At 73.2% G+C, this 23,041-nt stretch carries 18 protein-coding genes and 2 pseudogenes; 8 read left to right on the top strand and 12 right to left on the bottom strand.

What is annotated here, in order from left to right; translation table 11 throughout:
* Nucleotides 1–41: 41 nt before the first annotated feature.
* The 5 genes and pseudogenes from ACGFYH_RS26715 to ACGFYH_RS26695 all read right to left on the bottom strand — a co-directional run bounded on the left by ACGFYH_RS26715 (nucleotide 42) and on the right by ACGFYH_RS26695 (nucleotide 4,273).
* The gene (locus ACGFYH_RS26715) at nucleotides 42–1,016 is read right to left on the bottom strand and encodes an acyl-ACP desaturase (RefSeq protein WP_393805710.1); all 975 of its coding nucleotides are present in this window, start codon (nucleotides 1,014–1,016) and stop codon (nucleotides 42–44) included.
* 206 nt (nucleotides 1,017–1,222) lie between these two features.
* A complete protein-coding gene (ddaH, locus tag ACGFYH_RS26710) occupies nucleotides 1,223–1,999 on the bottom strand; it encodes a dimethylargininase (protein WP_393805709.1) in 777 nt (258 codons plus the stop codon).
* Between the two features lie 80 nt (nucleotides 2,000–2,079).
* Nucleotides 2,080–2,343 (bottom strand): hypothetical protein, encoded by a 264-nt coding sequence (locus ACGFYH_RS26705; protein WP_393805754.1) that lies wholly within the window; start codon nucleotides 2,341–2,343, stop codon nucleotides 2,080–2,082.
* Between the two features lie 17 nt (nucleotides 2,344–2,360).
* Nucleotides 2,361–2,637 (bottom strand): annotated as a pseudogene (locus ACGFYH_RS26700) (excinuclease ABC subunit UvrA); the annotation flags it as partial.
* 10 nt (nucleotides 2,638–2,647) lie between these two features.
* A complete protein-coding gene (locus tag ACGFYH_RS26695) occupies nucleotides 2,648–4,273 on the bottom strand; it encodes an ABC-F family ATP-binding cassette domain-containing protein (protein ID WP_393805708.1) in 1,626 nt (541 codons plus the stop codon).
* 370 nt (nucleotides 4,274–4,643) lie between these two features.
* On the opposite strand from ACGFYH_RS26695, the gene ACGFYH_RS26690 reads away from it, so the two are divergent.
* A complete protein-coding gene (locus ACGFYH_RS26690; protein ID WP_393805707.1) occupies nucleotides 4,644–5,312 on the top strand; it encodes a GPP34 family phosphoprotein in 669 nt (222 codons plus the stop codon).
* Between the two features lie 32 nt (nucleotides 5,313–5,344).
* Here the strand turns inward: ACGFYH_RS26690 and ACGFYH_RS26685 are convergent, their stop codons facing one another.
* The gene (locus ACGFYH_RS26685) at nucleotides 5,345–5,761 is read right to left on the bottom strand and encodes an SsgA family sporulation/cell division regulator (RefSeq protein WP_393805706.1); all 417 of its coding nucleotides are present in this window, start codon (nucleotides 5,759–5,761) and stop codon (nucleotides 5,345–5,347) included.
* 322 nt (nucleotides 5,762–6,083) lie between these two features.
* A complete protein-coding gene (locus tag ACGFYH_RS26680) occupies nucleotides 6,084–6,374 on the bottom strand; it encodes a YciI family protein (RefSeq protein ID WP_393805705.1) in 291 nt (96 codons plus the stop codon).
* Here ACGFYH_RS26680 and ACGFYH_RS26675 point away from each other — a divergent pair.
* A complete protein-coding gene (locus tag ACGFYH_RS26675; RefSeq protein ID WP_393805704.1) occupies nucleotides 6,373–7,071 on the top strand; it encodes an endonuclease V in 699 nt (232 codons plus the stop codon). The two genes, ACGFYH_RS26680 and ACGFYH_RS26675, sit on opposite strands and share 2 nt — an antisense overlap.
* Nucleotides 7,072–7,078: 7 nt before the next feature.
* Here ACGFYH_RS26675 and ACGFYH_RS26670 read toward each other — a convergent pair whose 3' ends face one another.
* Together ACGFYH_RS26670 and ACGFYH_RS26665 are read right to left on the bottom strand one after the other, a co-directional pair.
* Nucleotides 7,079–7,273: a hypothetical protein gene (locus ACGFYH_RS26670; RefSeq protein WP_393805703.1), complete on the bottom strand. Its 195-nt coding sequence runs from the start codon at nucleotides 7,271–7,273 to the stop codon at nucleotides 7,079–7,081.
* A gap of 227 nt (nucleotides 7,274–7,500) precedes the next feature.
* Complete coding sequence (locus ACGFYH_RS26665) at nucleotides 7,501–8,679, bottom strand: saccharopine dehydrogenase family protein (RefSeq protein WP_393805702.1); 1,179 nt, start codon at nucleotides 8,677–8,679, stop codon at nucleotides 7,501–7,503.
* A 228-nt stretch (nucleotides 8,680–8,907) separates the two neighbouring features.
* On the opposite strand from ACGFYH_RS26665, the gene ACGFYH_RS26660 reads away from it, so the two are divergent.
* The 3 genes from ACGFYH_RS26660 to ACGFYH_RS26650 are packed head-to-tail and all read left to right on the top strand — an operon-like array spanning nucleotide 8,908 to nucleotide 13,512.
* Nucleotides 8,908–10,071 carry a CaiB/BaiF CoA transferase family protein gene (locus ACGFYH_RS26660; protein WP_393805701.1) on the top strand — a complete coding sequence of 388 codons (1,164 nt, stop codon included), beginning with the start codon at nucleotides 8,908–8,910 and terminating at the stop codon, nucleotides 10,069–10,071.
* 11 nt (nucleotides 10,072–10,082) lie between these two features.
* On the top strand, nucleotides 10,083–11,297 hold the full coding sequence (locus ACGFYH_RS26655; RefSeq protein WP_393805700.1) for an acetyl-CoA C-acetyltransferase: 1,215 nt from the start codon (nucleotides 10,083–10,085) through the stop codon (nucleotides 11,295–11,297).
* Between the two features lie 34 nt (nucleotides 11,298–11,331).
* On the top strand, nucleotides 11,332–13,512 hold the full coding sequence (locus ACGFYH_RS26650; RefSeq protein WP_393805699.1) for a 3-hydroxyacyl-CoA dehydrogenase NAD-binding domain-containing protein: 2,181 nt from the start codon (nucleotides 11,332–11,334) through the stop codon (nucleotides 13,510–13,512).
* 75 nt (nucleotides 13,513–13,587) lie between these two features.
* On the opposite strand, the gene ACGFYH_RS26645 is transcribed toward ACGFYH_RS26650, so the two are convergent.
* Nucleotides 13,588–14,310, bottom strand: coding sequence for a MerR family transcriptional regulator (locus ACGFYH_RS26645; protein ID WP_393805698.1), 723 nt, complete (start codon nucleotides 14,308–14,310; stop codon nucleotides 13,588–13,590).
* 181 nt (nucleotides 14,311–14,491) lie between these two features.
* Between ACGFYH_RS26645 and ACGFYH_RS26640 the strand changes: the two are divergent.
* A pseudogene (locus tag ACGFYH_RS26640) lies at nucleotides 14,492–15,113 on the top strand (carboxypeptidase); the annotation flags it as partial.
* 79 nt (nucleotides 15,114–15,192) lie between these two features.
* On the top strand, nucleotides 15,193–16,926 hold the full coding sequence (locus tag ACGFYH_RS26635) for a BCCT family transporter (protein ID WP_393805697.1): 1,734 nt from the start codon (nucleotides 15,193–15,195) through the stop codon (nucleotides 16,924–16,926).
* A 30-nt stretch (nucleotides 16,927–16,956) separates the two neighbouring features.
* Here the strand turns inward: ACGFYH_RS26635 and ACGFYH_RS26630 are convergent, their stop codons facing one another.
* Nucleotides 16,957–17,907 carry an FAD-dependent oxidoreductase gene (locus ACGFYH_RS26630; RefSeq protein WP_393805696.1) on the bottom strand — a complete coding sequence of 317 codons (951 nt, stop codon included), beginning with the start codon at nucleotides 17,905–17,907 and terminating at the stop codon, nucleotides 16,957–16,959.
* 877 nt (nucleotides 17,908–18,784) lie between these two features.
* On the opposite strand from ACGFYH_RS26630, the gene ACGFYH_RS26625 reads away from it, so the two are divergent.
* Entirely contained in the window at nucleotides 18,785–20,431 is a 1,647-nt protein-coding gene (locus ACGFYH_RS26625) for an ABC-F family ATP-binding cassette domain-containing protein (RefSeq protein WP_393805695.1), read from the top strand.
* 147 nt (nucleotides 20,432–20,578) lie between these two features.
* Here the strand turns inward: ACGFYH_RS26625 and ACGFYH_RS26620 are convergent, their stop codons facing one another.
* On the bottom strand, nucleotides 20,579–22,945 hold the full coding sequence (locus ACGFYH_RS26620) for a Tex family protein (RefSeq protein WP_393805694.1): 2,367 nt from the start codon (nucleotides 22,943–22,945) through the stop codon (nucleotides 20,579–20,581).
* Nucleotides 22,946–23,041 lie beyond the last annotated feature (96 nt).

Below are 23,041 nucleotides of genomic sequence, written 5' to 3'. Positions count from 1 at the left end.
ACAAGGGCCCGGTCGGACCGCGCGCGGGCCCCGGTGGGCGGTCAGCCCGCCTTCCGGGCCGCCATCCGCGCCTTGCGCGCCGCGAGCTTCTCGTCGAACTTGGCGGCCTCGGCGTCCAGCCCGCCCATGTACAGCCCCAGTTCCTCCTGCGCCTGCTGCCCCTCGGGGCCGAGGCCGTCGATCTCCATGATCTTCAGGAAGCGCAGCACGGGCTGGATCACGTCGTCGTGGTGGATGCGCAGGTTGTAGACCTCGCCGATCGCCATCTGCGCTGCGGCCCGCTCGAAGCCGGGCATGCCGTGCCCCGGCATCCGGAAGTTGACGACCACGTCCCGGACCGCCTGCATCGTCGGGTCGGGCGCCAGGTCGAAGGCCGCCTTGAGCAGGTTCCGGTAGAAGACCATGTGCAGGTTCTCGTCGGTCGCGATGCGCGCCAGCATGCGGTCGCAGACCGGGTCGCCGGACTGGTGGCCCGTGTTGCGGTGCGAGATGCGGGTGGCCAGCTCCTGGAAGGCGACGTAGGCCACCGAGTGGAGCATGGAGTGCCGGTTGTCCGACTCGAAGCCCTCGCTCATGTGGGCCATGCGGAACTGCTCCAGCTGGTCCGGGTCGACGGCGCGCGAGGCGAGCAGGTAGTCGCGCATCACGATGCCGTGCCGGCCCTCCTCGGCGGTCCAGCGGTGCACCCAGGTGCCCCAGGCGCCGTCGCGGCCGAAGAGGCTGGCGATCTCGTGGTGGTAGCTGGGGAGGTTGTCCTCCGTCAGCAGGTTCACCACGAGGGCGATCCGGCCGATCTCGGTGACCTTGGACTGCCCCTTCTCCCAGGCCTCGCCGTCCTCGAAGATTCCCGGGAAGTTCCGCCCGTCGGTCCACGGCACGTACTCGTGCGGCATCCAGTCCTTGGCGACCGTCAGATGGCGGTTGAGTTCGTTCTCGACCACTTCCTCCAGCGCGTACAGCAGCCGGGCGTCGGTCCAGTCGGCGGAGGTGCCGAGGTGCGGGGAGACGATCGTCACGGAGAACTCCAGGGGACGTGCGACAGAACGAGCAGCCGGCGAGCGAAGCCGGGAACCTACGGGATCGTAGGCTACGAAACCGTAGGTTACGAGAGCGTAGGTTAAATGCACTGTAAAGGTCGCTGATCAGCAGCCGTTCGGGGGGTACGGCGAGGCGCCGAGACCCGCAGGTCCGGGGCGGGACGGGGGGTCGTCCGCGCCCGTGTTCAGGCGTACAGCTCCCGCAGCCGCACCGAGAGGCACGTCACACAGCCTTCGAGCTTCTCGAACTCACCGATGTCGACGGGCACCGGTTCGTGCCCGAGGTCGGCGAGCAGTTCCGCCGTCTTCGGCGCGCTCGCCGCCATCAGCAGCTTGCCGCCGCCGAGCAGCACCACGTGGGCCCCCGACTCCTCCGGCACCGGCAGGAACCGGGGGAACAGCGACGGCACGTCCGTCATCGGGATGTGTCCGATCACCGTCCCGTCCGGCAGCGCGGTGACCGCCGACTTCAGGTGCAGCACCTTGCTCACGGGCACGGCGACGACCCGGGCGCCCAGCGGCTCGAAGACGGCCCGCAGCTGCTGGACGCCGGCCGCGTTGGTGCGCCCGCCGCGGCCCACGTAGATCGTGTCGCCGATCTTGAGGACGTCGCCGCCGTCCAGGGTGCCCGGCTCCCAGACCCAGTTGACCGAGCAGCCGAGCCGGGCCACGGCCTCCTCGACGCCGGACGTCTCCGCGCGCCGCGACTCGGCGCCGGGCCGTGTGATCAGCGCGACGTTCCGGTACATGACGACCGTGTCCTCGACGAAGACCGAGTCCGGACAGTCGTCGGCCGGGTTCACCTCCAGGGTCTCCCAGCCGTGTGCCCCCAGGGCCTCGACGTAGGCGTCCCACTGCTCGACGGCCAGGTCGTGATCGACCCGTTCCCGCTCGATGTGCGTCACCAGCCCTTCGGCGAGCCGGGGACTGGGTCGGCGGACGAGGGCCTTCTTGCTGGGCACGCGGGGCCTTTCGGATCGGCGCGGATCGGCGCGCAGCGGCTCGGGCTTTCCGGCGCCCGTGACAAGGCGCCGGTTCGCCATCATGCAGCGGGCCCCTGCGCGGACGGAACCCCCGTCAGCCCCTCGTAGCCCTCCTGAGACGCTCCGCGGTGCTGGGGCGGCCGGGCGGTGAGCAGTTCGCGCGGGGTGCCCTCGAAGATCACCCGGCCGCCGCCCCGCCCCCCGTCCGGCCCGAGGCCGACCACCCGGTCGGTGTGCGCGACCGCGTCCAGGCTGTGCTCCACGACCACGACCACGACCACGACCACGACCACGACCGTGTTGCCGGGCCGCCCGCGCAGCACGACCGCGCGCTCGGCGGGCCGCCCACCGGCCGCTGGGCGACGACGATCGCCGGGGTGAGGCCCTCCAGGGCGTCGGCGTGGTGCCGCTCGTACGGGGGCGGCCGGTTGCGCACGAGCCGGGTGGACGTCTCGTTCGGCTGCCGCCGCGACTCCACCGCGACCGTGTCGGACACGACCGACGGCTTCCCCGGCCCCGAGACGCCGGTGACACGTCAGCCGGCCCCTCGGGATGCGGAGCGTGACGCCCTGGAGGTTGTTGTCCCAGGCCCCGGTGACGCTGAGGAACCCGCTCACGACGGGGACGTCAGGCGGGACACCCGACTTCTTCCGGCGTGGTTTCCCTCAGCTCCCCCTCCTCGAACAGCAGCCAGCGGGTGATGCCGAGCGACTTCAGGAACGGTATGTCGTGGCCGGCCACGATCAGCGCCCCCTCGTACGCGTCGAGCGCGCTGGTGAGCTGCCGCACGCTGGCCATGTCCAGGTTGTTGGTCGGCTCGTCCAGCATCAGCAGCTGCGGCGCGGGTTCGGCCAGCATCAGCGCGGCCAGTGCCGCCCGGAAGCGTTCGCCGCCGGACAGCGTCGCCGCCCGCTGGTCGGCGCGGGCACCCCGGAACAGGAAGCGCGCCAGGCGCGCGCGGATCCGGTTGCCGGTGGCGCCCGGCGCGAACCTGGCCACGTTCTCCGCGACGCTCAGCTCGCCGTCGAGGACGTCCAGGCGCTGCGGCAGGAACCGCAGCGGCACGTGTGCGGTCGCCTCGCCCGCCACCGGCTCCAGCTCCCCGGCGACCGTGCGCAGCAGCGTGGTCTTGCCCGCGCCGTTGCGCCCGATGAGCGCGATCCGTTCGGGGCCGTGCAGATCGAAGCCGTTCTTCACGCGGGCGCCGTGGACCAGCTCCAGGTCCCGCAGGGTGAGCACCGCCCGGCCGTGCGGCACGGCCGTGTACGGCAGGTCGACGCGGATCTCGTCGTCGTCGCGCACGGCCTCCACGGCGTCGTCGAGGCGCCCCTTCGCCTCGGCGAGTTTCTTCTCGTGCATGACGCGGTACTTGCCGGCGGACTGCTGGGCCGAGCGCGCACGCAGCTTCATCACCGCCCGCGGCTCGCGCTTGGTGTCGTACATCTTCTGCCCGTACCGCTTGCGCCGGGCCAGAACGACCTTGGCGTCGGCCAGTTCGCGTTTCTGCTTGCGCAGGTCCGACTCGGCGGCCCGCACCATGCGCTCGGCCGCCTCCTGCTCCACGGCCAGCGCCTTCTCGTACGCCGAGAGGTTCCCGCCGTACCAGGTGAGCGAGCCGGAACGCAGGTCGGCGATCTGGTCGACCAGTTCCAGCAGCTCGCGGTCGTGGCTGACCACGACCACCAGGCCCGGCCAGGAGGACACGGCCGAGTACAGCCGCCTGCGCGCGTACACGTCGAGGTTGTTGGTGGGCTCGTCCAGGAGCAGGACGTCGGGCCGGCGCAGCAGCAGCGCGGCCAGGTGCAGCAGTACCGACTCGCCGCCCGAGACCTCGCCGACGGTGCGGTCGAGCCCGACGTGGCCCAGCCCCAGTTCGCCGAGCGCGGCGAGGGCACGCTCCTCCACGTCCCAGTCGTCGCCGACGGTCTCGAAGTGCTCGTCGCTCACGTCACCCGCCTCGATGGCGTGCAGCGCGGCGCGCCGTCCGGCGATGCCGAGCGCCTCGTCGACCCGCAGGGCGGTGCCGAGTGTGACGCTCTGCGGCAGGTACCCCATCTCGCCGGCCACTTCGACGGTGCCGTCGGCCGGGGTGAGCCGGCCGGCGAGCAGCTTCAACAGGGTGGATTTCCCCGCCCCGTTGGCGCCGACGAGTCCGCTCCTGCCGGGTCCGAAGGCGGCGTCGAGCCCCTCGAACACGGCGGTGCCGTCGGGCCAGGCGAAGGACAGGGACGTACAGGTGAGGGAAGTGGACATACGGGGTCTCCGCGGTTGCTCGAAGCGGTCAGGGGCAAACGCGTATCGAGACACCGCGAAGCGGTCGGCCGCCGTCGGACGAGGGGAGGAAACGTCCCGAGGGCAGGCCCCGGGAGTGCCGGGGGTTCTGGGGTGCCGGAGGGCCGGGCACGAAAAGGGCCCTGCTCCGCAAGGGACGGCTCGAACGCCGAGGTCGCACGCGGCGTACACACGTGAGATACGTGTGACGCGGTGTCTCAGGACCTCAGACGAGCAACGTCCTTCTCCGATCGGCGGCAACAGAAGCGATACAGAACCTAAGAGAGACCGGTCGGCGTGTCAACGCGTTAACGCGGACCCGGCCCCGGTCCCACGGCCCCGAGGAGGCCCCGTGCCCGACGGATCGCTCTCACTGCCGGCCCGGCTCTGCCTGCTGGCCTGGGACCCCGCGCGGTCCACGGCCGACACCGCCCGGGTCCACCACCTGGTGCGCGCCGGCGCGCTCACCGAACTGGCCCAGCGCGGTCTGCTCACCGACGACGAGGGCATCGCGACCCCCGTCGACCTGGACTCCCGTACCGGGGACGCCGTGCTCGACGGGCTGCTGGAGCTCGTCCGGGAGTCGCTGCCGCACCGGTGGCGCACCTGGGTGCGGCGGCACGCCCGGGTGACCTTCGACGCCGTCCGGGAGCAGCTGGTGGCCGAGGGGTACCTGCGGGCCGAGAAGAAGCGTGTGCTCGGTGTCTTCCCGTCCGTGGACCACGTACTCGAGCGGGTCGCCGTGGCGCAGGCCCTCCGCGAGGAGACGCGGTACGTCCTGGAGGGGCCGCGGCCGGCCGGGGAAGTCTCCGTGCGGGACGCTGCCCTGGCCGCACTGGCGGCCGCCGCCGGACTGGGGGTCACGGAGGGAGCGGGGAGCGGGGCGCGCGGGCGGGACCGGATCACGGAGCTGACCGGGCGGTGCGGCGCGGCGGAGCCCGGGATGCGGAAGATCGTGGGCGAGGTGTGGGGCGCGGTGAGCGCCGAGACCGCCCGGGCACCGGCCTCCGCGGGCCGCTGAGCGGCCGCCCGCCACCGCGGAACCCCCGGGGGTCAGCAGCTCCCGCGCATCAGCTCCGCCAGCTCGTGGTCCAGGTCCAGCTGGAGGTGCTCAAGGCCCACCGGCACCAGCTCGCCGGTGGCCTGCAGGAAACGGCGCAGCTCGCCCGAGCGCACGTGGACCACCGCGGTGCCCTCGGGCGCGTGGAACTCCAGGACGGTGCGGTCGTACCCGTACGGGCGCACCCGGACGTCACCGTGACCGTCCGGCTCCCGCATCCCGGCGATGAGCAGCTCGCGGGAGAAGGTCCAGCAGACCTCCACGCCCTCCAGGGTGGCCGGGGCCGGGAAGGTCATGCGGACGGCGAACGGGTCGCAGCGGTCGTAGTGCAGGGTGGCGGGAATGCTCGGCATACGCGGTGCGGCGGCGACGAGACGCGCCTCGACGGGCTGCTCGATGACGGTTGACAACGCCTTGCTCCCTCGTGACGGCTGGACGGGCTTCGGGGGTGGTGCGGGCCGGGCACTGGAAGAGACGACGGAATCAGCCAATCCGTGCACACGAGAAGCGAGTGACCTCTGTCACCGCGTTCATGCGCGGGAGTGACGCGGCTCTCCTCGCGTGGGCCGCGAGCGCCGCGGTGCACTCGCGGCGCTCGCGCGCGTGGCGGCCGCGGCCCGCTGGACGGCGGTCACCCCCGCGCAGGCGCACCAGCGGCCGCACTGAAAGACAAGGCAGGCGAAGCAGACGGAGGCGGGCGACGTCCCTCGCGCCGGCCCACCGGCACCGACCTCACCACGGACGGCTGCCGCACCGGGCGGACGGTCGACACCGGGTCGTACGACAACGTGGACCGGATCCCGCGCCCGGGCGGTCCCCCGCGATGGCGAGGATCACTCCGCCGTCGCGGGGCTCGTTGCTCCCGGACGCCAGGACCACCCCCTGCTCGTACAGTCCGTCGAGCCAGGCCACATGGTCTTCCAGCACGGCGTCCACGGCTTCGAGCGGGGCGGTGTAGGACAGCTCCAGTACGAACTTGATCGCGAGCCTACTCCCGGGCTCCCGCAGGCTTGCGGCCATCATGACGACCGTGACCGTGCGGATCCCCGCCGACTGGTCCGCGACCGGGGAGCGGGCCAGCGCGGTCCAGGACGAACTGCGCGCCCGCGTGGTGCTCGACGAGCCCGGCCCGCCGTCCGGCACCGGCCGGGTGACCGGCGTGGACGTCGCCTACGACGACGAACGCGACGTCGTCGCGGCGGCGGCCGTCGTGCTGGACGCCGCGACCCTCGCCCTCGCCGTCGTCGCCGGGGCCACGGCCGTCGGGCGGATCTCCTTCCCCTACGTGCCCGGTCTGCTCGCCTTCCGGGAGATCCCGACCGTGCTCGCCGCCCTGGAGGCGCTGCCCTGCCCGCCCGGTCTGGTCGTGTGCGACGGCTACGGCCTGGCCCACCCGCGCCGCTTCGGCCTCGCGAGCCACCTGGGCGTGCTCACCGGCCTGCCCACGATCGGCGTGGCCAAGAACCCGTTCGCCTTCACGTACGAGGACCCGGACACCCCGCGCGGCAGTACCTCCCCGCTGCTCGCCGGCGCCGAGGAGGTCGGTCGTGCGGTGCGTACCCGCGACGCCGTGAAGCCGGTCTTCGTCTCCGTCGGGCACCGGGTGAGCCTCGGCAACGCCTGCGCCCACACGCCTGCCCTCGCTCCCGCCTACCGGCTGCCGGAGACCACCCGCAGGGCCGACGCCCTGTGCCGGAAGGCCCTGCGGGCGGCCGCCTGACCGCCGCCTAACCGGCCCGGCCCTCGATGCTCCAGCGGCCCACCTCCCGGTACGCCGAGTCGTAGATCTCCGAACCGTCGCCGGGCCGCAGTCCGTAGTGCTTCAGGTTGCCGCCCCAGTACCGCAGGATCCGCTGCAGCTCGCCGGTGGGGTCCTCGGCGAGCGCGCCCTCGTCCATGGTCACTTCGAGAAGGAACTTCATACCTTCAAGGGTTTCATTGAACTCCTTGTTGGTACTTTTCCGAGCCCCGCTCCCGGTGGTGCCGACACAAGGGCGTGCAAGTCCCCAATCGCGGTCGCGGGGCTGGTGGCGGCGGTGGTCGCGGGACTGCCCGCACCGGCGGGATGATGCGCAGGAGCGCCGGGTGGCCGGGACCGGGCCCGTTGGTCCGACCGGCTCGTCGGTCCGACCGGGCCCGGGGCGGCCCGTCAGCGGGTCGCGGCCACCCGGAAGCCGATGCCCGCCGCCCGCAGCCGCTCGGTCAGCGCGTCGCCCATCGCCACGGCCGTCGTGACCTGCCCGGCCGTCGGCGGCAGGGCGTCGAGGGCGAGACAGAGTGCCGCCTCGGCGAACATCTTGGCCGTCTCGTCGTACCCGGGGTCGCCACCCGCGACCTCGGTGAACACCTTCTTGCCACCGCCCTCGCCGACGAAGCGGACCGAGAACCAGCTCTCCGCCCGCCTCTCGGGGCCCGGCCCGTCGCCCGGCTTGAGCCGGCCGGACAGCCAGCGCCTCGCGGGCGGCACCTGGGCCGCCGCCACCAGGGCGCCCACGGCCGCCGCCCCGCCCACCGCGACGGGCAGGCGCCGTACGGCCGCGTAGTGGCGGTAGCGGAAGTCGGGGCCGTAGCGGTCCAGGCCCCTCGCGGAGCGCCGCACGATCTGCGCGTCGATGGTCGGCAGTGGCAGCGCCCAGGCTCCCACCTCCCAGGCGAACCGGGGCGCCCCCGCCGGTGTCACCACGCGGCGGCCCACCAGGCGGGGCTCGCACCGGCGGCGCTCCTGTGCGGCGGCCCGCAGTTGCCGCCCGCGCGCGAACTGACCCAGCGCCGAGGCGAAGGTCCCGCCCGAGAAGGTGGCGCCGACGGTCACGAAACCGTCCACGGCCAGCGGCACGTCCTCGGGCAGTTGCCGCACGGTGAAGTGCACGCCGAGGTCGTGCGGGACGGAGTCGAAGCCGCACGCGTGCACCAGGCGGGCGCCGGTCTCGCGCGCGCGGGCGTCATGGCGGACGTACGTCAGGTCCACGAACTCGGGTTCACCGGTGAGGTCGAGGTAGTCCGCGCCGGCGTCCGCGCAGGCGGCGACGAGCGCGTCACCGTACTGGACGTAGGGACCGACCGTCGTGGCCACCACGCGCGCGTGCTCGGCGAGTTCCCGCAGCGAGGCCGGATCGGACACGTCCGCGAGCAGCACACCGGCGTCGGCCGCGCCGGGCAGCCGTTCGCGCAGCCGGCGCAGCTTCTCCTCGCTGCGGCCGGCGATTGCCCAGCGCAGCCCGTCGGGCGCGTGTGCCGCGAGATACCGCGCGGTGAGCTCGCCGACGAACCCCGTCGCCCCGAAGAGCACGACGTCGTACGGCCGGTCGGCCCTTTTCAGCCTGTTCATGACATCCCTTTCCCGCTCACCCGGCGACCCCTCGTCACCCGTCGGCAGCCCCTGGGTCCGCAGCACGCGCCGTCGCCGGTGGCCGAGGCTAGCGTGAGGACCGCGAAGCCGGAGAGGAGCCTGCACCATAATTGGCTAAGCGCTTGCTCGCCCGGGCCTTGTGCCCAGTGGAACACGTTCTTAGCATCACTGGTGTTACATCGGTTGTGTCACGGAGCTGGGGGCTGGATGTCGGAAGCGAAGACGCGGACGCCGGGCGCCGAGGGCCCGCTCGCCGGTGTGCGCGTGATCGAGCTGGCCGGCATCGGGCCCGGGCCCTTCGCCGCCATGCTCCTGGCCGATCTGGGCGCCGACGTCGTCCGCGTCGACCGCCCCGGCGGGCCCGGCCTCGGAATCGACCCCGCGAGCGACGTCACCCACCGCAACAAGCGCTCCGTGGTCGTCGACCTCAAGGCACCGGACGGCCCCGCCCGGGTCCTCGACCTCGCCGAACGCGCCGACGTCCTGATCGAGGGCTACCGCCCCGGTGTCGCCGAACGGCTCGGCGTCGGCCCCACGCCCTGCCACGCCCGCAATCCGCGCCTCGTCTACGGCCGCATGACCGGCTGGGGGCAGCAGGGCCCGCTCGCCCAGCGCGCCGGGCACGACATCGGGTACATCGCGCTCACCGGCACCCTCGGCATGATCGGCAGCCCCGACGAGCCACCGGCCGTCCCCGCCAACCTTCTCGGCGACTACGCGGGCGGTTCCCTCTACCTGGTCGTCGGTGTCCTCGCCGCCCTGCACCACGTGCGCGCGAGCGGCACCGGTCAGGTCGTGGACGCCGCCATCGTCGACGGCACCGCCCACCTCTCCTCGATGATCCACGGCATGCTCGCCGCGGGCGCCTGGCAGGACCGGCGCGGCGCCAACCTCCTCGACGGCGGCTGCCCCTTCTACGGCACCTACGAGACCGCCGACGGCCGGTACATGGCGGTCGGCGCCCTGGAGCCGCGGTTCTACGCCGAGTTCATGGAACTCCTCGGCATCCCCGGCCAGGCACCGGCGCGCGACGACACGGCCCGCTGGCCCGAGCTGCGCGCGGCCGTCGCCGCCCGGTTCAGGTCCCGTACCCGCGACGCGTGGACGGCCGTCTTCGAGGACTCCGACGCCTGCACCGTCCCGGTGCTGTCGCTGCGCGAGGCCCCGCACCACCCGCACCTCGCCGCCCGCGGCACCTTCACCGACCACGGCGGCATCACCCAGCCCGCCCCCGCGCCCCGCTTCTCCGCGACCCCCACCGCCGTACGCACCGGGCCCGCCCTGCCGGGCGCCGACGCCGAGGCCGTGGCCCGCGACTGGGACCTGCCTCCGGCGTCCCTCCCGAACCCCGCAGTGCACAACCCCCAGTGAAAGGCCTGCCAGTGACCACCGAAGCGTACGTGTACGACGCGATCCGCACCCCGCGCGGACGCGGCAAGGCGAGCGGCGCCCTGCACGGCACGAAGCCCGTCGACCTGGTCGTCGGCCTCATCCACGAGATCCGCGCCCGCTTCCCCGGCCTGGACCCGGCCGCCGTCGACGACATCGTGCTCGGCGTGGTGGGCCCCGTCGGCGACCAGGGCTCCGACATCGCCCGCATCGCCGCCGTCGCCGCCGGACTGCCGGACACCGTGGCCGGTGTCCAGGAGAACCGCTTCTGCGCCTCGGGCCTGGAGGCCGTCAACCTGGCCGCCGCCAAAGTGCGTTCGGGCTGGGAGGACCTGGTGCTCGCGGGCGGCGTCGAGTCCATGTCCCGGGTGCCGATGGCCTCGGACGGCGGCGCCTGGTTCAACGACCCGATGACCAACCTCGCCACCAACTTCGTCCCCCAGGGCATCGGCGCCGACCTGATCGCCACCATCGAGGGCTTCTCGCGCCGCGACGTCGACGAGTACGCGGCCCTCTCCCAGGAACGCGCGGCCGCCGCCTGGAAGGACGGACGCTTCGAGCGCTCCGTGGTCCCCGTGCGGGACCGCGCCGGACTCACCGTGCTCGACCACGACGAGCACCCGCGCCCCGGCACCACCGCCGACTCCCTCGCCGGGCTCAAGCCGTCCTTCGCCGACATCGGCGAGCTGGGCGGCTTCGACGCCGTGGCGCTGCAGAAGTACCACTGGGTCGAGAGGATCGACCACGTCCACCACGCGGGCAACTCCTCCGGCATCGTGGACGGCGCCTCCCTGGTCGCCATCGGCACCAAGGAGGTCGGCGACCGCTACGGCCTCGCCCCGCGCGCCCGGATCGTCTCCGCCGCAGTCTCCGGCTCCGAGCCCACCATCATGCTCACCGGCCCCGCCCCGGCCACCCGGAAGGCGCTCGCCAAGGCCGGGCTGACCATCGACGACATCGACCTGGTCGAGATCAACGAGGCGTTCGCGGCGGTCGTCCTGCGCTTCGTCAAGGACATGGGCCTGACCCTGGACAAGGTCAACGTCAACGGCGGCGCGATCGCCCTCGGCCACCCGCTCGGCGCCACCGGCGCCATGATCCTCGGCACGCTCGTCGACGAACTGGAGCGCCAGGACAAGCGGTACGGCCTCGCCACCCTGTGCGTGGGCGGCGGCATGGGCATCGCCACGATCGTCGAACGCATCTGACCCCCTCCCGACGGATTCCCTGGAGCACACCCTCATGAGCACCGAGCCCACCACCATCCGCTGGGAACAGGACGACACCGGAATCGTCACCCTCGTCCTCGACGACCCCGACCAGTCCGCGAACACCATGAACCGGGCGTTCCGCGAGTCCCTCGCGGCGATCACCGACCGCCTGGAGGCCGAGAAGGACTCGATCCGCGGCGTCATCGTCACCTCCGCCAAGAAGACCTTCTTCGCCGGCGGCGACCTGCGCGACCTGATCCGCGTCACGCCCGGGACGGCCCAGGACCTCTTCGACGGCGGCATGGCCATCAAGCGGAACCTGCGCCGCATCGAGACCCTCGGCAGGCCCGTCGTGGCCGCGGTGAACGGCGCGGCCCTCGGCGGCGGTTACGAGATCGCCCTCGCCTGCCACCACCGCGTCGCCCTCGACGCCCCCGGTTCCAAGATCGGCTGCCCCGAGGTCACCCTCGGCCTGCTTCCCGGAGGCGGCGGCGTCGTCCGCACCGTCCGCATGCTCGGCATCACCGACGCCCTGCTGAAGGTGCTCCTCCAGGGCACCCAGTACTCCCCGCGCCGCGCCCAGGAGAACGGCCTGGTCGACGAGGTCGCCGACACCCGCGAGGACATGCTCGCCAAGGCCCGCACCTTCATCGACGCCCACCCCGAATCCGCGCAGCCCTGGGACCGGCCGGGCTACCGCATCCCCGGCGGTACGCCCTCCCACCCGAAGTTCGCGGCCAACCTGCCCGCCTTCCCCGCCAACCTGCGCAAGCAGACCAACGGCGCCCCCTATCCGGCGCCGCGCAGCATCATGGCCGCCGCCGTCGAGGGTTCCCAGGTCGACTTCGAGACCGCCCAGGTCGTCGAGGCCCGCTACTTCGTCGAGCTGGCCGCCGGGCAGATCTCCAAGAACATGATCCAGGCGTTCTTCTTCGACCTCCAGGCGGTGAACTCCGGCGCCAACCGCCCCAAGGGCGTCGAACCCCGCGAGGTCACCAAGGTGGCCGTCCTCGGCGCCGGGATGATGGGTGCGGGCATCGCGTACTCGTGCGCCCGCGCGGGCATCGACGTCGTCCTGAAGGACGTCTCGCCGGAGGCGGCGCTCAAGGGCAAGGCCTACTCCGAGGCGCTGTGCGCCAAGGCCGTCGCCAAGGGCCGTACCAGTCGGGAGAAGGCCGGCGCGCTCCTCGCCCGCATCACGCCGACCGCCGAGGCGGCCGACCTGGCGGGCTGCGACGCGGTGATCGAGGCGGTCTTCGAGGACACCTCGCTCAAGCACAAGGTGTTCCAGGAGATCGAGCACGTCGTCGCCCCGGACGCGCTGCTGTGTTCCAACACCTCGACGCTGCCCATCACGGCGCTGGCCGAGGGCGTCGAGCGCCAGGCGGACTTCATCGGGCTGCACTTCTTCTCGCCGGTCGACAGGATGCCGCTCGTCGAGATCATCAAGGGCGGGCGGACCGGGGAGGAGGCGCTGGCGCGGGCCTTCGACCTGGTCCGCCAGATCAAGAAGACGCCGATCGTCGTCAACGACTCGCGTGGCTTCTTCACCTCCCGGGTCATCGGCCACTTCATCAACGAGGGGGTGGCGATGGTCGGTGAGGGCGTCGAGCCCGCCTCCGTCGAACAGGCGGCGGCCCAGGCGGGCTACCCGGCCAAGGTCCTGTCCCTGATGGACGAGCTGACCCTCACCCTCCCGCGAAAGATCCGCAACGAGACGAAGCGCGCCGTGGAGGAGGCGGGCGGCACCTGGACCGCCCACCCCGCCGAGTCCGTCATCGACCGCATGGTCGACGAGTTCCGGCGCCCCGGCCGCAGCGGCGGCGCCGGGTTCTACGAGTACGGGGACGACGGCAGGCGGGCGGGACTCTGGCCGGGCCTGCGCGAGCACTTCACCAGGCCCGGGTGCGAGATCCCCTTCGCGGACATGCAGGAGCGCATGCTCTTCGCGGAAGCGCTCGACTCGGTCAAGCTCCTGGAGGAGGGCGTGCTGACCTCCGTCGCCGACGCCAACATCGGCTCGATCTTCGGCATCGGCTTCCCCGGCTGGACCGGTGGCGTCCTCCAGTACGTCAACGGCTACGAGGGCGGCCTGCCGGGCTTCGTCGCCCGCGCTCGTGAGCTGGCCGACCGCTACGGCGAGCGCTTCACGCCGCCCGCGCTCCTGGTGGAGAAGGCGGACAAGGGGGAGATCTTCACCGACGGCCGCTGAGGCGCCGCCCCGGCCGAGGCGCCGCCCCGGCCGAGGCGCCGCCTCAGCCGAGGCGCCGCCTCGGTCGGGGACGCCTCAGCCCTCGCCGCCCCCGTCGAGCCACTCGCGCAGTTCCTCGCGCAGCGACCGCTGGAACGTGGTCAGCAGCGCCTGCACCACGAGCGGGTGCATGTGCGCCGACAGCGACCGCACGTCCGGCGTGTCGCGTTCGGCGACCGCGTCGCGCAGCAGCCGCGACAGGTCGCGGGCGGCGGCGCGGGAGTGCTCGAGCAGGGCCGTACGGGCGGCGAGGACCGTCTCGGGGGAGAAGGGGACGTCGAGCAGCTCGACGCCGAGCCGGAGCAGACCCGCGTCGACCCGGTAGGCACCGCCGTCCGGGGCGTCCGCGTACCGGGTGACGACGTCCATCGCCGTCAGCCGCTCCACCTCCTCGTCGGTCAGCGGCCGGCCCGCTCGCCGGCCCAGTTCCTCGCGCGTGACGCGCTCCACCGTCTCCGGCGCCCAGGAGGCCACCACCGCGCGGTGCAGCGCCAGGTCGTGGGGGCTCAGGTCGTCCGGGAGCCGCTTCAGGTACCGCTCGATCGCGGCCAGCGTCATGCCCTGGTGCTGCAACTCCTCGATCAGCGCGAGGCGGGCCAGGTGCTCCCGGCCGTAGTGCCCCACCCGGCGCGGACCGAGCACCGGCGGCGGCAGGAGCCCTCTGGTGCCGTAGAAGCGGACCGTGCGCACCGTGACACCGGCCCGCGCGGCCAGCTCGTCGATCGTGAGGGTCGGCTCCTCGGTGTCGGTCGTCGTCATGTGCAGCAGTATCGCTGTCCCACCAGTGCTGTGAAAGCTCCCGCCCCCCCTTGCCCGCCCCGTGCGGGCCGTCGGCTGATCTTTGTGCGAAGACGCGCTGGGTGGCATGAGCCACCCCAAAGCCACGCAGAGCCTGGGCAGGTGCCGTGTCGTCCCTGCCGTCGAGGAGCGGTGCGGGCCCGGGACACACGTCCGCCCCGCCGCCGAGCGCGCCGGGTACCCGGCCGGCACCTACGGGACCTGGACCGGCCCCGTCACCGGCGACCCGGGCGGGCAGACCGCCGGCGACGGCCAGGAACGCATCCCGCGCAACGTGCCGGGCGTGAAGCACGCGGTCGGCCTGCTCGTCGAGAGCCGCGTCGACGCCCTCACGGACGCCGAGCGGGAGGACCCGGCCCTCAACCCCCGGCGCCGGGCGGACTCCCGGCTCGCCGCCCTGGACGGCATGTCCCGCTTCGCGGACCGGCGGTGCGGGCGGGTCGGGCGGGTCGGGGCGGCCACCGGTGCCGCGCCCCGGGCGGGCCTGGCCGACACCGGGCCCGTGTACCCGGGCGGCGCGGACAACGACCCGGCCGAGGGCGTCCGAGGTCGTCCGGGTCCCGGCCTGCGGCCGCCGGCTGACACCCGCCCGGTACGCCGACATCCAGGATGAACTCGCCCTGCACGGTGTACAAGCGCGCCCGGCCGGGGAGGAGGGCGCCTACGTACCGTTGCGCCAGTCGCAGCGCGCCCTGGTGCCGCTGCTCCTGGACGAGCGTGCGACGTACCACCTGACGGTGGGTGAGCCTGACACCGACTGCTGAGAGGTGAGTTCCGCGTCGTGCGTGGTAGGGGCGTAGCGGAGGAGTATTTTCGGCCTCATCGACCTGAAAGGTGCCGCCTGTGACGCAGGACCGACCAAGCGACATGGAAGAGCACGAGGGGAGCGCGCTTCCGGGTTCGGAAACGGGCCTGCCGGGGCAGGAGCACAAGCCCCGGACCGACCGCGTCGTCTTCGGCGTCACGGCCGCCCTGACCCTGGCGTTCGTCATCTGGGGCGCCGCCGCCACCGACTCGCTGGAGGACGTCTCCAGTACCATGCTCGGCGGCCTCATCCACAACGGCGGCTGGGGGTTCATGCTGGCCGCCTCCGGGTTCGTGGTCTTCGCCCTCTGGCTCGCGGCCAGCCGCTACGGCCGTATCCACCTGGGGGCCGAGGGCGAGGAACCCGAGTTCCGGACCGTGTCCTGGGTCGCCATGATGTTCAGCGCCGGCATGGGCATCGGTCTGATGTTCTACGGCGTGAGCGAGCCGCTGGCGCACTACACCACGCCCCCGCCCGGCACCAGCCCGGCCGACTCCGGCGACCGCATGGCGACGGCCATGGCCACCACCCTGTTCCACTGGACGCTCCACCCGTGGGCGATCTACGCGGTGGTCGGTCTCGGCATCGCCTACAGCACCTTCCGCAGGCGCCGCAGGCAGACCATAAGCGCCGTGTTCACCCCGCTCATCGGCGAGAGGCACGCCAACGGCGTCGGCGGCCGGGTCATCGACATCCTGGCCATCATCGCGACGGTCTTCGGATCCGCGGCCTCCCTGGGCCTCGGCGCGCTGCAGATCGGCTCCGGCATGGAGAAGCTCGACTGGATGGACAAGGTCAGCACCGGGCTGCTCGTCGGCATCATCGCGGTGCTGACGGTGGCTTTCGTGGCCTCCGCGATCTCCGGTGTCGAGAAGGGCATCCAGTGGCTGTCCAACACCAACATGGTGCTGGCGCTCCTGCTCGCCGTGTTCGTCTTCGTCGCGGGCCCGACGATCCTCATCCTCGACCTGCTGCCGACCTCGGTCTTCGCCTATCTCGGCGACCTGCCCGAAATGGCCGGCCGCACCGAGATCAGCGGCGGCAAGGGCGTCGCGGACTGGCTGAGCAGCTGGACCGTCTTCTACTGGGCGTGGTGGATCTCCTGGACGCCCTTCGTCGGCATGTTCATCGCCCGCATCAGCCGGGGCCGGACCATCCGCCAGTTCATCGGCGGCGTCATCCTGGTGCCCAGCACGGTCAGCCTGATCTGGTTCGCGATCTTCGGCGGCTCGGCGATGCGCTTGCAGGAGCAGCACCGCTTGGGCGACGACACGACCCCCGAGGGCCGGCTCTTCGCCGTGCTGCAGGAGTACCCCATCGCCACCGCCACCAGCCTGCTGGTGATGATCCTCGTCGGCATCTTCTTCGTGTCGGGAGCCGACGCGGCCTCCATCGTGATGGGCACCCTCTCGCAGAAGGGCGCGCTCGAACCCAGCCGCTGGGTGGTGGTCTTCTGGGGTGTGGTGACCGGCGCGGTCGCGGCCATCATGCTCCTGATCGGCAGCGGCGAGGCGGACGCGCTCACCGGTCTGCAGAACCTGACGATCCTCGCGGCGGCGCCCTTCGTCATCGTGATGATCTTCATGTGCGTCGCCCTCATGCGCGACCTGCGCCGTGACCCCCTCATCGTGCGCGGCGAGATGGCCTCCGAGGCGGTCGGTCTGGCCGTCATCGAGGGCCACAAGCAGTACGAGGGCGACTTCGAGATCCGCATCGGGCCCGGCCCCGGCACGGAGGTGGAGGGCGACCCGATCGGCAAGCACCACGGCTGACCCCCGGGCCGGCCGGCCGGAACGACGGCGTCAGCAGGCGAGCCGGGCCGCCTCCTGAGCGCAGCCCCAGGCCACGGTCACGCCCGCGCCGCCGTGACCGTAGTTGTGCACCAGTGGCCGCCCGTCCGGAAGTGTCCCGCGCTCCAGGCGCACCGCGTCCCGGGCCGGCCGCAGGCCCACCAGGTGCGCGAGCACCCTGGCCCCGGCGATCTCGGGCCGCAGGGCCGCGCACCGGCGCACGACGGCCTCCGCGACCGCCGGGTCCGGCTCGGCCGACCAGACGTCCTCCTCGGCCGTGCCGCCCAGCAGCAGCCGGCCCGGCTGCGGAAGGAAGTACGTCAGCTCACCGGAGACGGGATCGGTGGAGACCAGCCACGTCCGGATGCCCGGGTTCTCCACGACGACCAGCTGCCCGCGCACCGGACGCACGGCCGCGTCCGGCACGAGGTCACGGGCTCCCAGGCCCGTGCAGTTGACCACGACCGGCGCGTCCGCCTCGGCCAGGTCGGTCACCGCACGGGCCTCCACCGTGCCGCCGGCCGCCGTCAGCCGCCCCCGCAGCCAGGGCAGATGAGTCGACATGTCGATGAGCGGCAGCCGTGCCCACAGTCCCGGCCCGGCGTACTCCGCGGCGGTCGCCGCACGCAGCCCCGGCAGCCGGGCCGCGGCCCACGCGCCCACCTCCTCCGGGCCGGTCTCGCCGAGCACCCCTTCGCGCATGCGCACGCCGGTCACGTCGGGCCGCGCCGCCAGCTCCTCGTACACGTCCAGGGAACGCAGCGCCCACGTGCGCGCCAGTTCCACCGGCTCGATCCGGTACGGCCACCACAGTCCCCCCGCGACCACCGAGGTGGTCTCCTCGACGGGCTCCCGCGTCCACAGCCGCACCCGCCTGCCCCGCTCGGCGAGGACGACGGCCGTCGTCAGCCCGATCACCCCGCCGCCGACCACGACGACTTCGCCATCCAGTTCGGTTTCCACACCAGGACGATAGGGCCTGCCCGGCGGATCACGCCCCGGTCGCGGGACCGCCCATCGCGGCATCGGCCGTACCGGTTCCCCGGCGCCGAGTACCGCACGGCCCCCGCCGCCCTGCCGTCGGCTCCGCGCGCACTTCCGCTGCCGGGTCCTGCCCGTCGGTGCCCGAGTCGCCCTGGCCGTCGGCTCTGTGCGCACCCCCGCCGCCCTGCCCGTCGGCTCCCTGCGCACTTCCGCCGCCGGGCCCTGCCCGTCGGTGCCCGCGTCGCCCTGCCCGTCGGCTCGCCGGGGCACTGCGCACCCTCGGTCTCGGCGTCGGCGTCGGCGTCGGCGCCGGCATCGCCCACGACGCCCGCGGGGTGCCGGCCGACGAGCTGCGGGTCCCCGGGGCCGTCGCCTTCGGCCGCGCGGTCACCGAGGGGGGCGCGCGTCCGTACGCCGGGTCTTCGCGGACGCCGGGGTGGGCCCGGCCCATGGCGACGGCCTCGCCCCGGTCGTCCCGCTGCCCGGCGCCCGGATCGAACACGCCCGGACCGCGGTCCGGCCGCACGCCGCCGCCGGATCCGCCCGACGGCGAATGCCGCCGCCGCGGCCGGCGAGGTCACCTCGTCGTGCCGGGTGCGGCTCGCCGCGTGCCGCCTCGTCCGCCTCCGCCGGACCCACGCCCACGGGGTCTTCGACGGCGTGCCCGGGCCGGGCGGCCACCGCGCCGCCCGGGAGGCGGTCGCGGTGGAGGGGAGGCCTGCGTCGTGGCCGGGACACCGGAAGCGTGCTGGTGGCGTCGGTGACGCGGGGAGACCCGGGCGGGCCGGGGAGACCGGCCGGGGCCGGGGAGACCCGGCTGAGCGGACGCCGGAGCGCCGCTAGGATCGACGGTCTGATGACTGCCACCCTCGTCGCCAAGAACCTCGCCGCCGGCCACGGAGACCGCTCCCTGTTCACCGGGCTCGACCTCGTCGTCGCGCCCGGCGACGTCGTCGGCCTCGTCGGGGCCAACGGCGCGGGCAAGTCCACCCTCCTGCGGATGCTCGCCGGGCTGACCGCCCTGGAACAGGGCGAGCTGCGCCTGTCCCCGCCGGCCGCCGCCGTCGGCCACCTCCCGCAGGAGCCGGAGCGCCGCCCCGGCGAGACCGTCCGGGAGTTCCTGGCCCGCCGCACCGGCGTCGCCGACGCCCAGCGCGCCATGGACGAGGCCACCCAGGCCCTGGTCGACGGCGCCCCCGGCGCCGACGACGCGTACGCGACCGGCCTGGAGCGCTGGCTGGCCCTGGGCGGCGCCGACCTCGACGACCGGGCGGGGGAGACCGCCGACGCGCTGGGCCTGACGGTCGACCTGGACCAGCCCATGACCTCGCTGTCCGGCGGCCAGGCAGCCCGCGCCGGTCTCGCCTCCCTCCTCCTGTCCCGTTACGACGTCTTCCTGCTCGACGAGCCGACCAACGACCTCGACCTGGACGGCCTGGAGCGCCTCGAACGGTTCGTGACCGGCCTGCGCGCCGGCACCGTCGTCGTCAGCCACGACCGCGAGTTCCTCACCCGCACCGTCACCAAGGTCCTCGAACTCGACCTCGCCCAGCGGCAGATCAACCTCTACGGCGGCGGCTACGAGGCGTACCTGGAGGAACGCGAGGTGGCCCGCCGGCACGCCCGCGACGACTTCGAGGAGTATGCCGACAAGCGGTCCTCCCTCCAGGACCGGGCCCAGACGCAGCGCACCTGGATGGACAAGGGCGTCAAGAACGCCCGGCGCAAGGCGGGCAACGACAACGACAAGATCGGCCGCAAGTTCCGCAGCGAGGCCAGCGAGAAGCAGGCCGCCAAGGCCCGCCAGACCCAGCGCATGATCGAGCGCCTGGAGGTCGTCGAGGAACCGCGCAAGGAGTGGGACCTGCGCATGGAGATCGCGTCGGCGCCGCGCTCCGGCGCGGTGGTCGCCACGCTGCGCGACGCCGAGGTCCGGCGCGGCGACTTCACGCTCGGCCCGGTCTCCCTCCAGATCGACTGGGCGGACCGGGTGGCGGTGACGGGAGCCAACGGCGCGGGCAAGTCCACCCTCCTCGGCGCCCTCCTGGGCCGCGTCCCGCTCGACGCCGGACACGCGATGCTCGGCTCCGGGGTCCTGCTCGGCGAGGTCGACCAGGCCCGCAAGCTGTTCCACGGCCCCGAGGGTCTGCTCGACGCCTTCCGTGCCGCCGTCCCCGGCATGGAACCGGCGGAGATCCGCACCCTCCTGGCCAAGTTCGCCCTCAGGGCGGACCACGTCACGCGCCCGGCCTCCACCCTCTCCCCGGGCGAACGCACGAGGGCCGCCCTCGCCCTCCTCCAGGGCAGCGGCGTCAACCTCCTGGTCCTGGACGAGCCGACCAACCACCTCGACCTACCGGCCATCGAACAGCTGGAGTCGGCCCTCGACACCTACCGGGGCACCCTCCTCCTGGTCACGCACGACCGCCGCATGCTGAACGCGGTGAAGGTCACCCGCCGCCTGGAGGTGACGGACGGCAAGGTGGCGGAGAGCCGCACCTAGCCGCGGCCGGACGCGCCGCCGCGACCACGGGCCGTGGTGCGGGGCCCCCGGCTGCGGGCAGTCCTGGCGCTGGGCGGCACGGGTGGGCCCGGCGGCCCCGGCAGGCGCCGGGCGCGCACTCCACCCCGCGCCTGCCCCACCCCGCGCCTATGCCAGTCCGGCCCGCCGCAGCGCCTCGGCCATCGCCCCGTCGGCCGGAGCGGGCGCTGCGGACGGCCGCCCCCTGCCCCCGCCGGAGGCCGACCGCTGCTGCCGCTGCCGAGGCGGCTTCCCGCCCCGCTCCCGCTTCTGCTCCCCCTGCGCGTCCCGCGGGGCAGCCTCGTCGTCCAACCGCAACGTCAACGAGATCCGCTTCCGCGGGATGTCGACGTCCATCACCTTCACCTTCACGATGTCCCCGGGCTTCACCACGTCCCGCGGGTCCTTCACGAACGTCTTCGACATCGCGGACACGTGCACGAGCCCGTCCTGATGCACACCGACGTCCACGAACGCCCCGAAGGCGGCGACATTCGTGACGACGCCCTCCAGCACCATCCCGGACGACAGGTCGGAGATCTTCTCCACGCCCTCCTTGAAGGTGGCCGCCCTGAAGGCGGGCCGCGGGTCGCGCCCCGGCTTCTCCAGCTCCCGCAGGATGTCCGTGACCGTCGGCAGACCGAACGTCTCGTTCACGAACTCCGCCGGTTCGAGCGACCGCAGCACCGACGTGTTGCCGATCAGCCCAGCCACCTCCTGCCCCGCGGTCTTCACCATCCGGCGCACCACCGGGTACGCCTCGGGGTGCACGCTGGACGCGTCGAGCGGGTCGTCGCCGCCCCGGATCCGCAGGAAGCCCGCGCACTGCTCGTACGCCTTGGGGCCGAGCCGCGGCACCTTCTTCAGCGCGGTGCGCGAGGTGAACGGGCCGTTCGCGTCGCGGTGCGCCACGATGTTCTCGGCGAGCCCGGAGGTGATGCCGGAGACCCGGGCGAGCAGCGGCGCGGAGGCCGTGTTGACGTCCACACCCACGCCGTTCACACAGTCCTCGACCACCGCGTCAAGCGAGCGCGACAGCTTCACCTCGGACAGGTCGTGCTGGTACTGACCGACGCCGATCGACTTCGGGTCGATCTTCACCAGCTCGGCCAGCGGATCCTGCAGCCGCCGGGCGATCGAGACCGCGCCGCGCAGCGAGACGTCCATGTCCGGCAGTTCCTGGGAGGCGAAGGCGGAGGCCGAGTACACGGAGGCGCCCGCCTCGGAGACCATCACCTTCGTGAGCTTCAGCTCCGGGTGCTTGGCGATGAGTTCCCCGGCGAGTTTGTCGGTCTCGCGGGAGGCAGTGCCGTTGCCGATGGCGATCAGGTCGACCGTGTGCTCCTTCGCCAGCCGCACCAGCTTGGCGATCGCCTCGTCCCAGCGGTTGGCGGGGACATGCGGATGGATCACGTCCGTGGCCACGACCTTGCCGGTCGCGTCGACCACGGCGACCTTCACGCCGGTACGGAAACCGGGGTCGAGGCCGAGCGTCGCCCGGGTGCCCGCCGGGGCGGCAAGCAGCAGATCGCGCAGGTTGGCGGCGAAGACGTCGACCGCCTCGTCCTCGGCGGCGGTGCGCAGCCGCAGCCTGAGGTCGATGCCGAGGTGCACCAGGATGCGGGTCCGCCAGGCCCAGCGGACGGTGTCCCCCAGCCACTTGTCCGCGGGCCGGCCGCGGTCGGCGATCCCGAACCGGCTCGCCACGGTCGCCTCGTACGACGACGGGCCCTCGGTGGCCTCCTCGGGCTGCAGGACGAGGTCGAGCACGTCCTCCTTCTCGCCGCGCAGCATCGCGAGGACGCGATGCGAGGGCAGCTGGGTGAACGGCTCGGCGAAGTCGAAGTAGTCGGCGAACTTGGCGCCGGCCTCCTCCTTGCCGTCCTTGACCCTGGCGACGAGCCTCCCGCGGGCCCACATCCGCTCACGCAGCTCGCCGATCAGGTCGGCGTCCTCCGAGAACTTCTCCGTGAGGATCGAGCGCGCGCCGTCCAGGGCGGCCTGCGGATCGGCCACCCCCCTGTCGGCGTCGACGAACGCGGCCGCCGCGGTGAGCGGGTCCACCGACGCGTCGGCGAGCAGGGCCTCGGCCAGTGGCTCCAGCCCCGCCTCGCGCGCGATCTGCGCTTTCGTCCGCCGCTTCGGCTTGAACGGCAGGTAGATGTCCTCCAGGCGCGCCTTCGTCTCCGCCGCGCGGATGCGCGCCTCCAGCTCCTCGGTGAGCCTGCCCTGCTCGCGCACCGAGTCGAGGATCGCCGTGCGCCGCTCCTCCAGCTCCCGCAGATAACGCAGCCGTTCCTCGAGCGTGCGCAGCTGCGCGTCGTCGAGCATCTCGGTCGCTTCCTTGCGGTAGCGGGCGATGAAAGGCACCGTCGAGCCGCCGTCGAGCAGCTCCACGGCGGCCTTCACCTGCCGTTCCCGCACGCCGAGCTCGTCGGCGATCCTGCTTTCGATGGACCTCACGTCGATGGACGTGCTGGGCCCGGGTGTCGTCACGATCCCTTACCGCCTTCTCACTGAGGTTGCGCGGCAATTGTGGCAGGTGACACCGACAATCGGGGATCTGGGCGCCGCCCCGGCCGGTCGGACGCG

Source organism: Streptomyces sp. NPDC048392 (genome assembly GCF_043200575.1).
GTDB lineage: Bacteria > Actinomycetota > Actinomycetes > Streptomycetales > Streptomycetaceae > Streptomyces.
This window is presented reverse-complemented; position numbering and strand designations above follow the sequence as displayed.

Bases quoted from the DNA above. Each gene is read 5' to 3' on its own strand.
- ACGFYH_RS26675 (WP_393805704.1), top strand. From the start codon at position 6,373: ATGACGACCGTGACCGTGCGGATCCCCGCCGACTGGTCCGCGACCGGG.
- ACGFYH_RS26650 (WP_393805699.1), top strand. From the start codon at position 11,332: ATGAGCACCGAGCCCACCACCATCCGCTGGGAACAGGACGACACCGGA.
- ACGFYH_RS26625 (WP_393805695.1), top strand. From the start codon at position 18,785: ATGACTGCCACCCTCGTCGCCAAGAACCTCGCCGCCGGCCACGGAGAC.
- ACGFYH_RS26645 (WP_393805698.1), bottom strand. From the start codon at position 14,310: ATGACGACGACCGACACCGAGGAGCCGACCCTCACGATCGACGAGCTG.
- ACGFYH_RS26695 (WP_393805708.1), bottom strand. From the start codon at position 4,273: ATGTCCACTTCCCTCACCTGTACGTCCCTGTCCTTCGCCTGGCCCGAC.
- ACGFYH_RS26670 (WP_393805703.1), bottom strand. From the start codon at position 7,273: ATGAAGTTCCTTCTCGAAGTGACCATGGACGAGGGCGCGCTCGCCGAG.
- ACGFYH_RS26680 (WP_393805705.1), bottom strand. From the start codon at position 6,374: ATGATGGCCGCAAGCCTGCGGGAGCCCGGGAGTAGGCTCGCGATCAAG.
- ACGFYH_RS26660 (WP_393805701.1), top strand. From the start codon at position 8,908: ATGTCGGAAGCGAAGACGCGGACGCCGGGCGCCGAGGGCCCGCTCGCC.
- ACGFYH_RS26665 (WP_393805702.1), bottom strand. From the start codon at position 8,679: ATGAACAGGCTGAAAAGGGCCGACCGGCCGTACGACGTCGTGCTCTTC.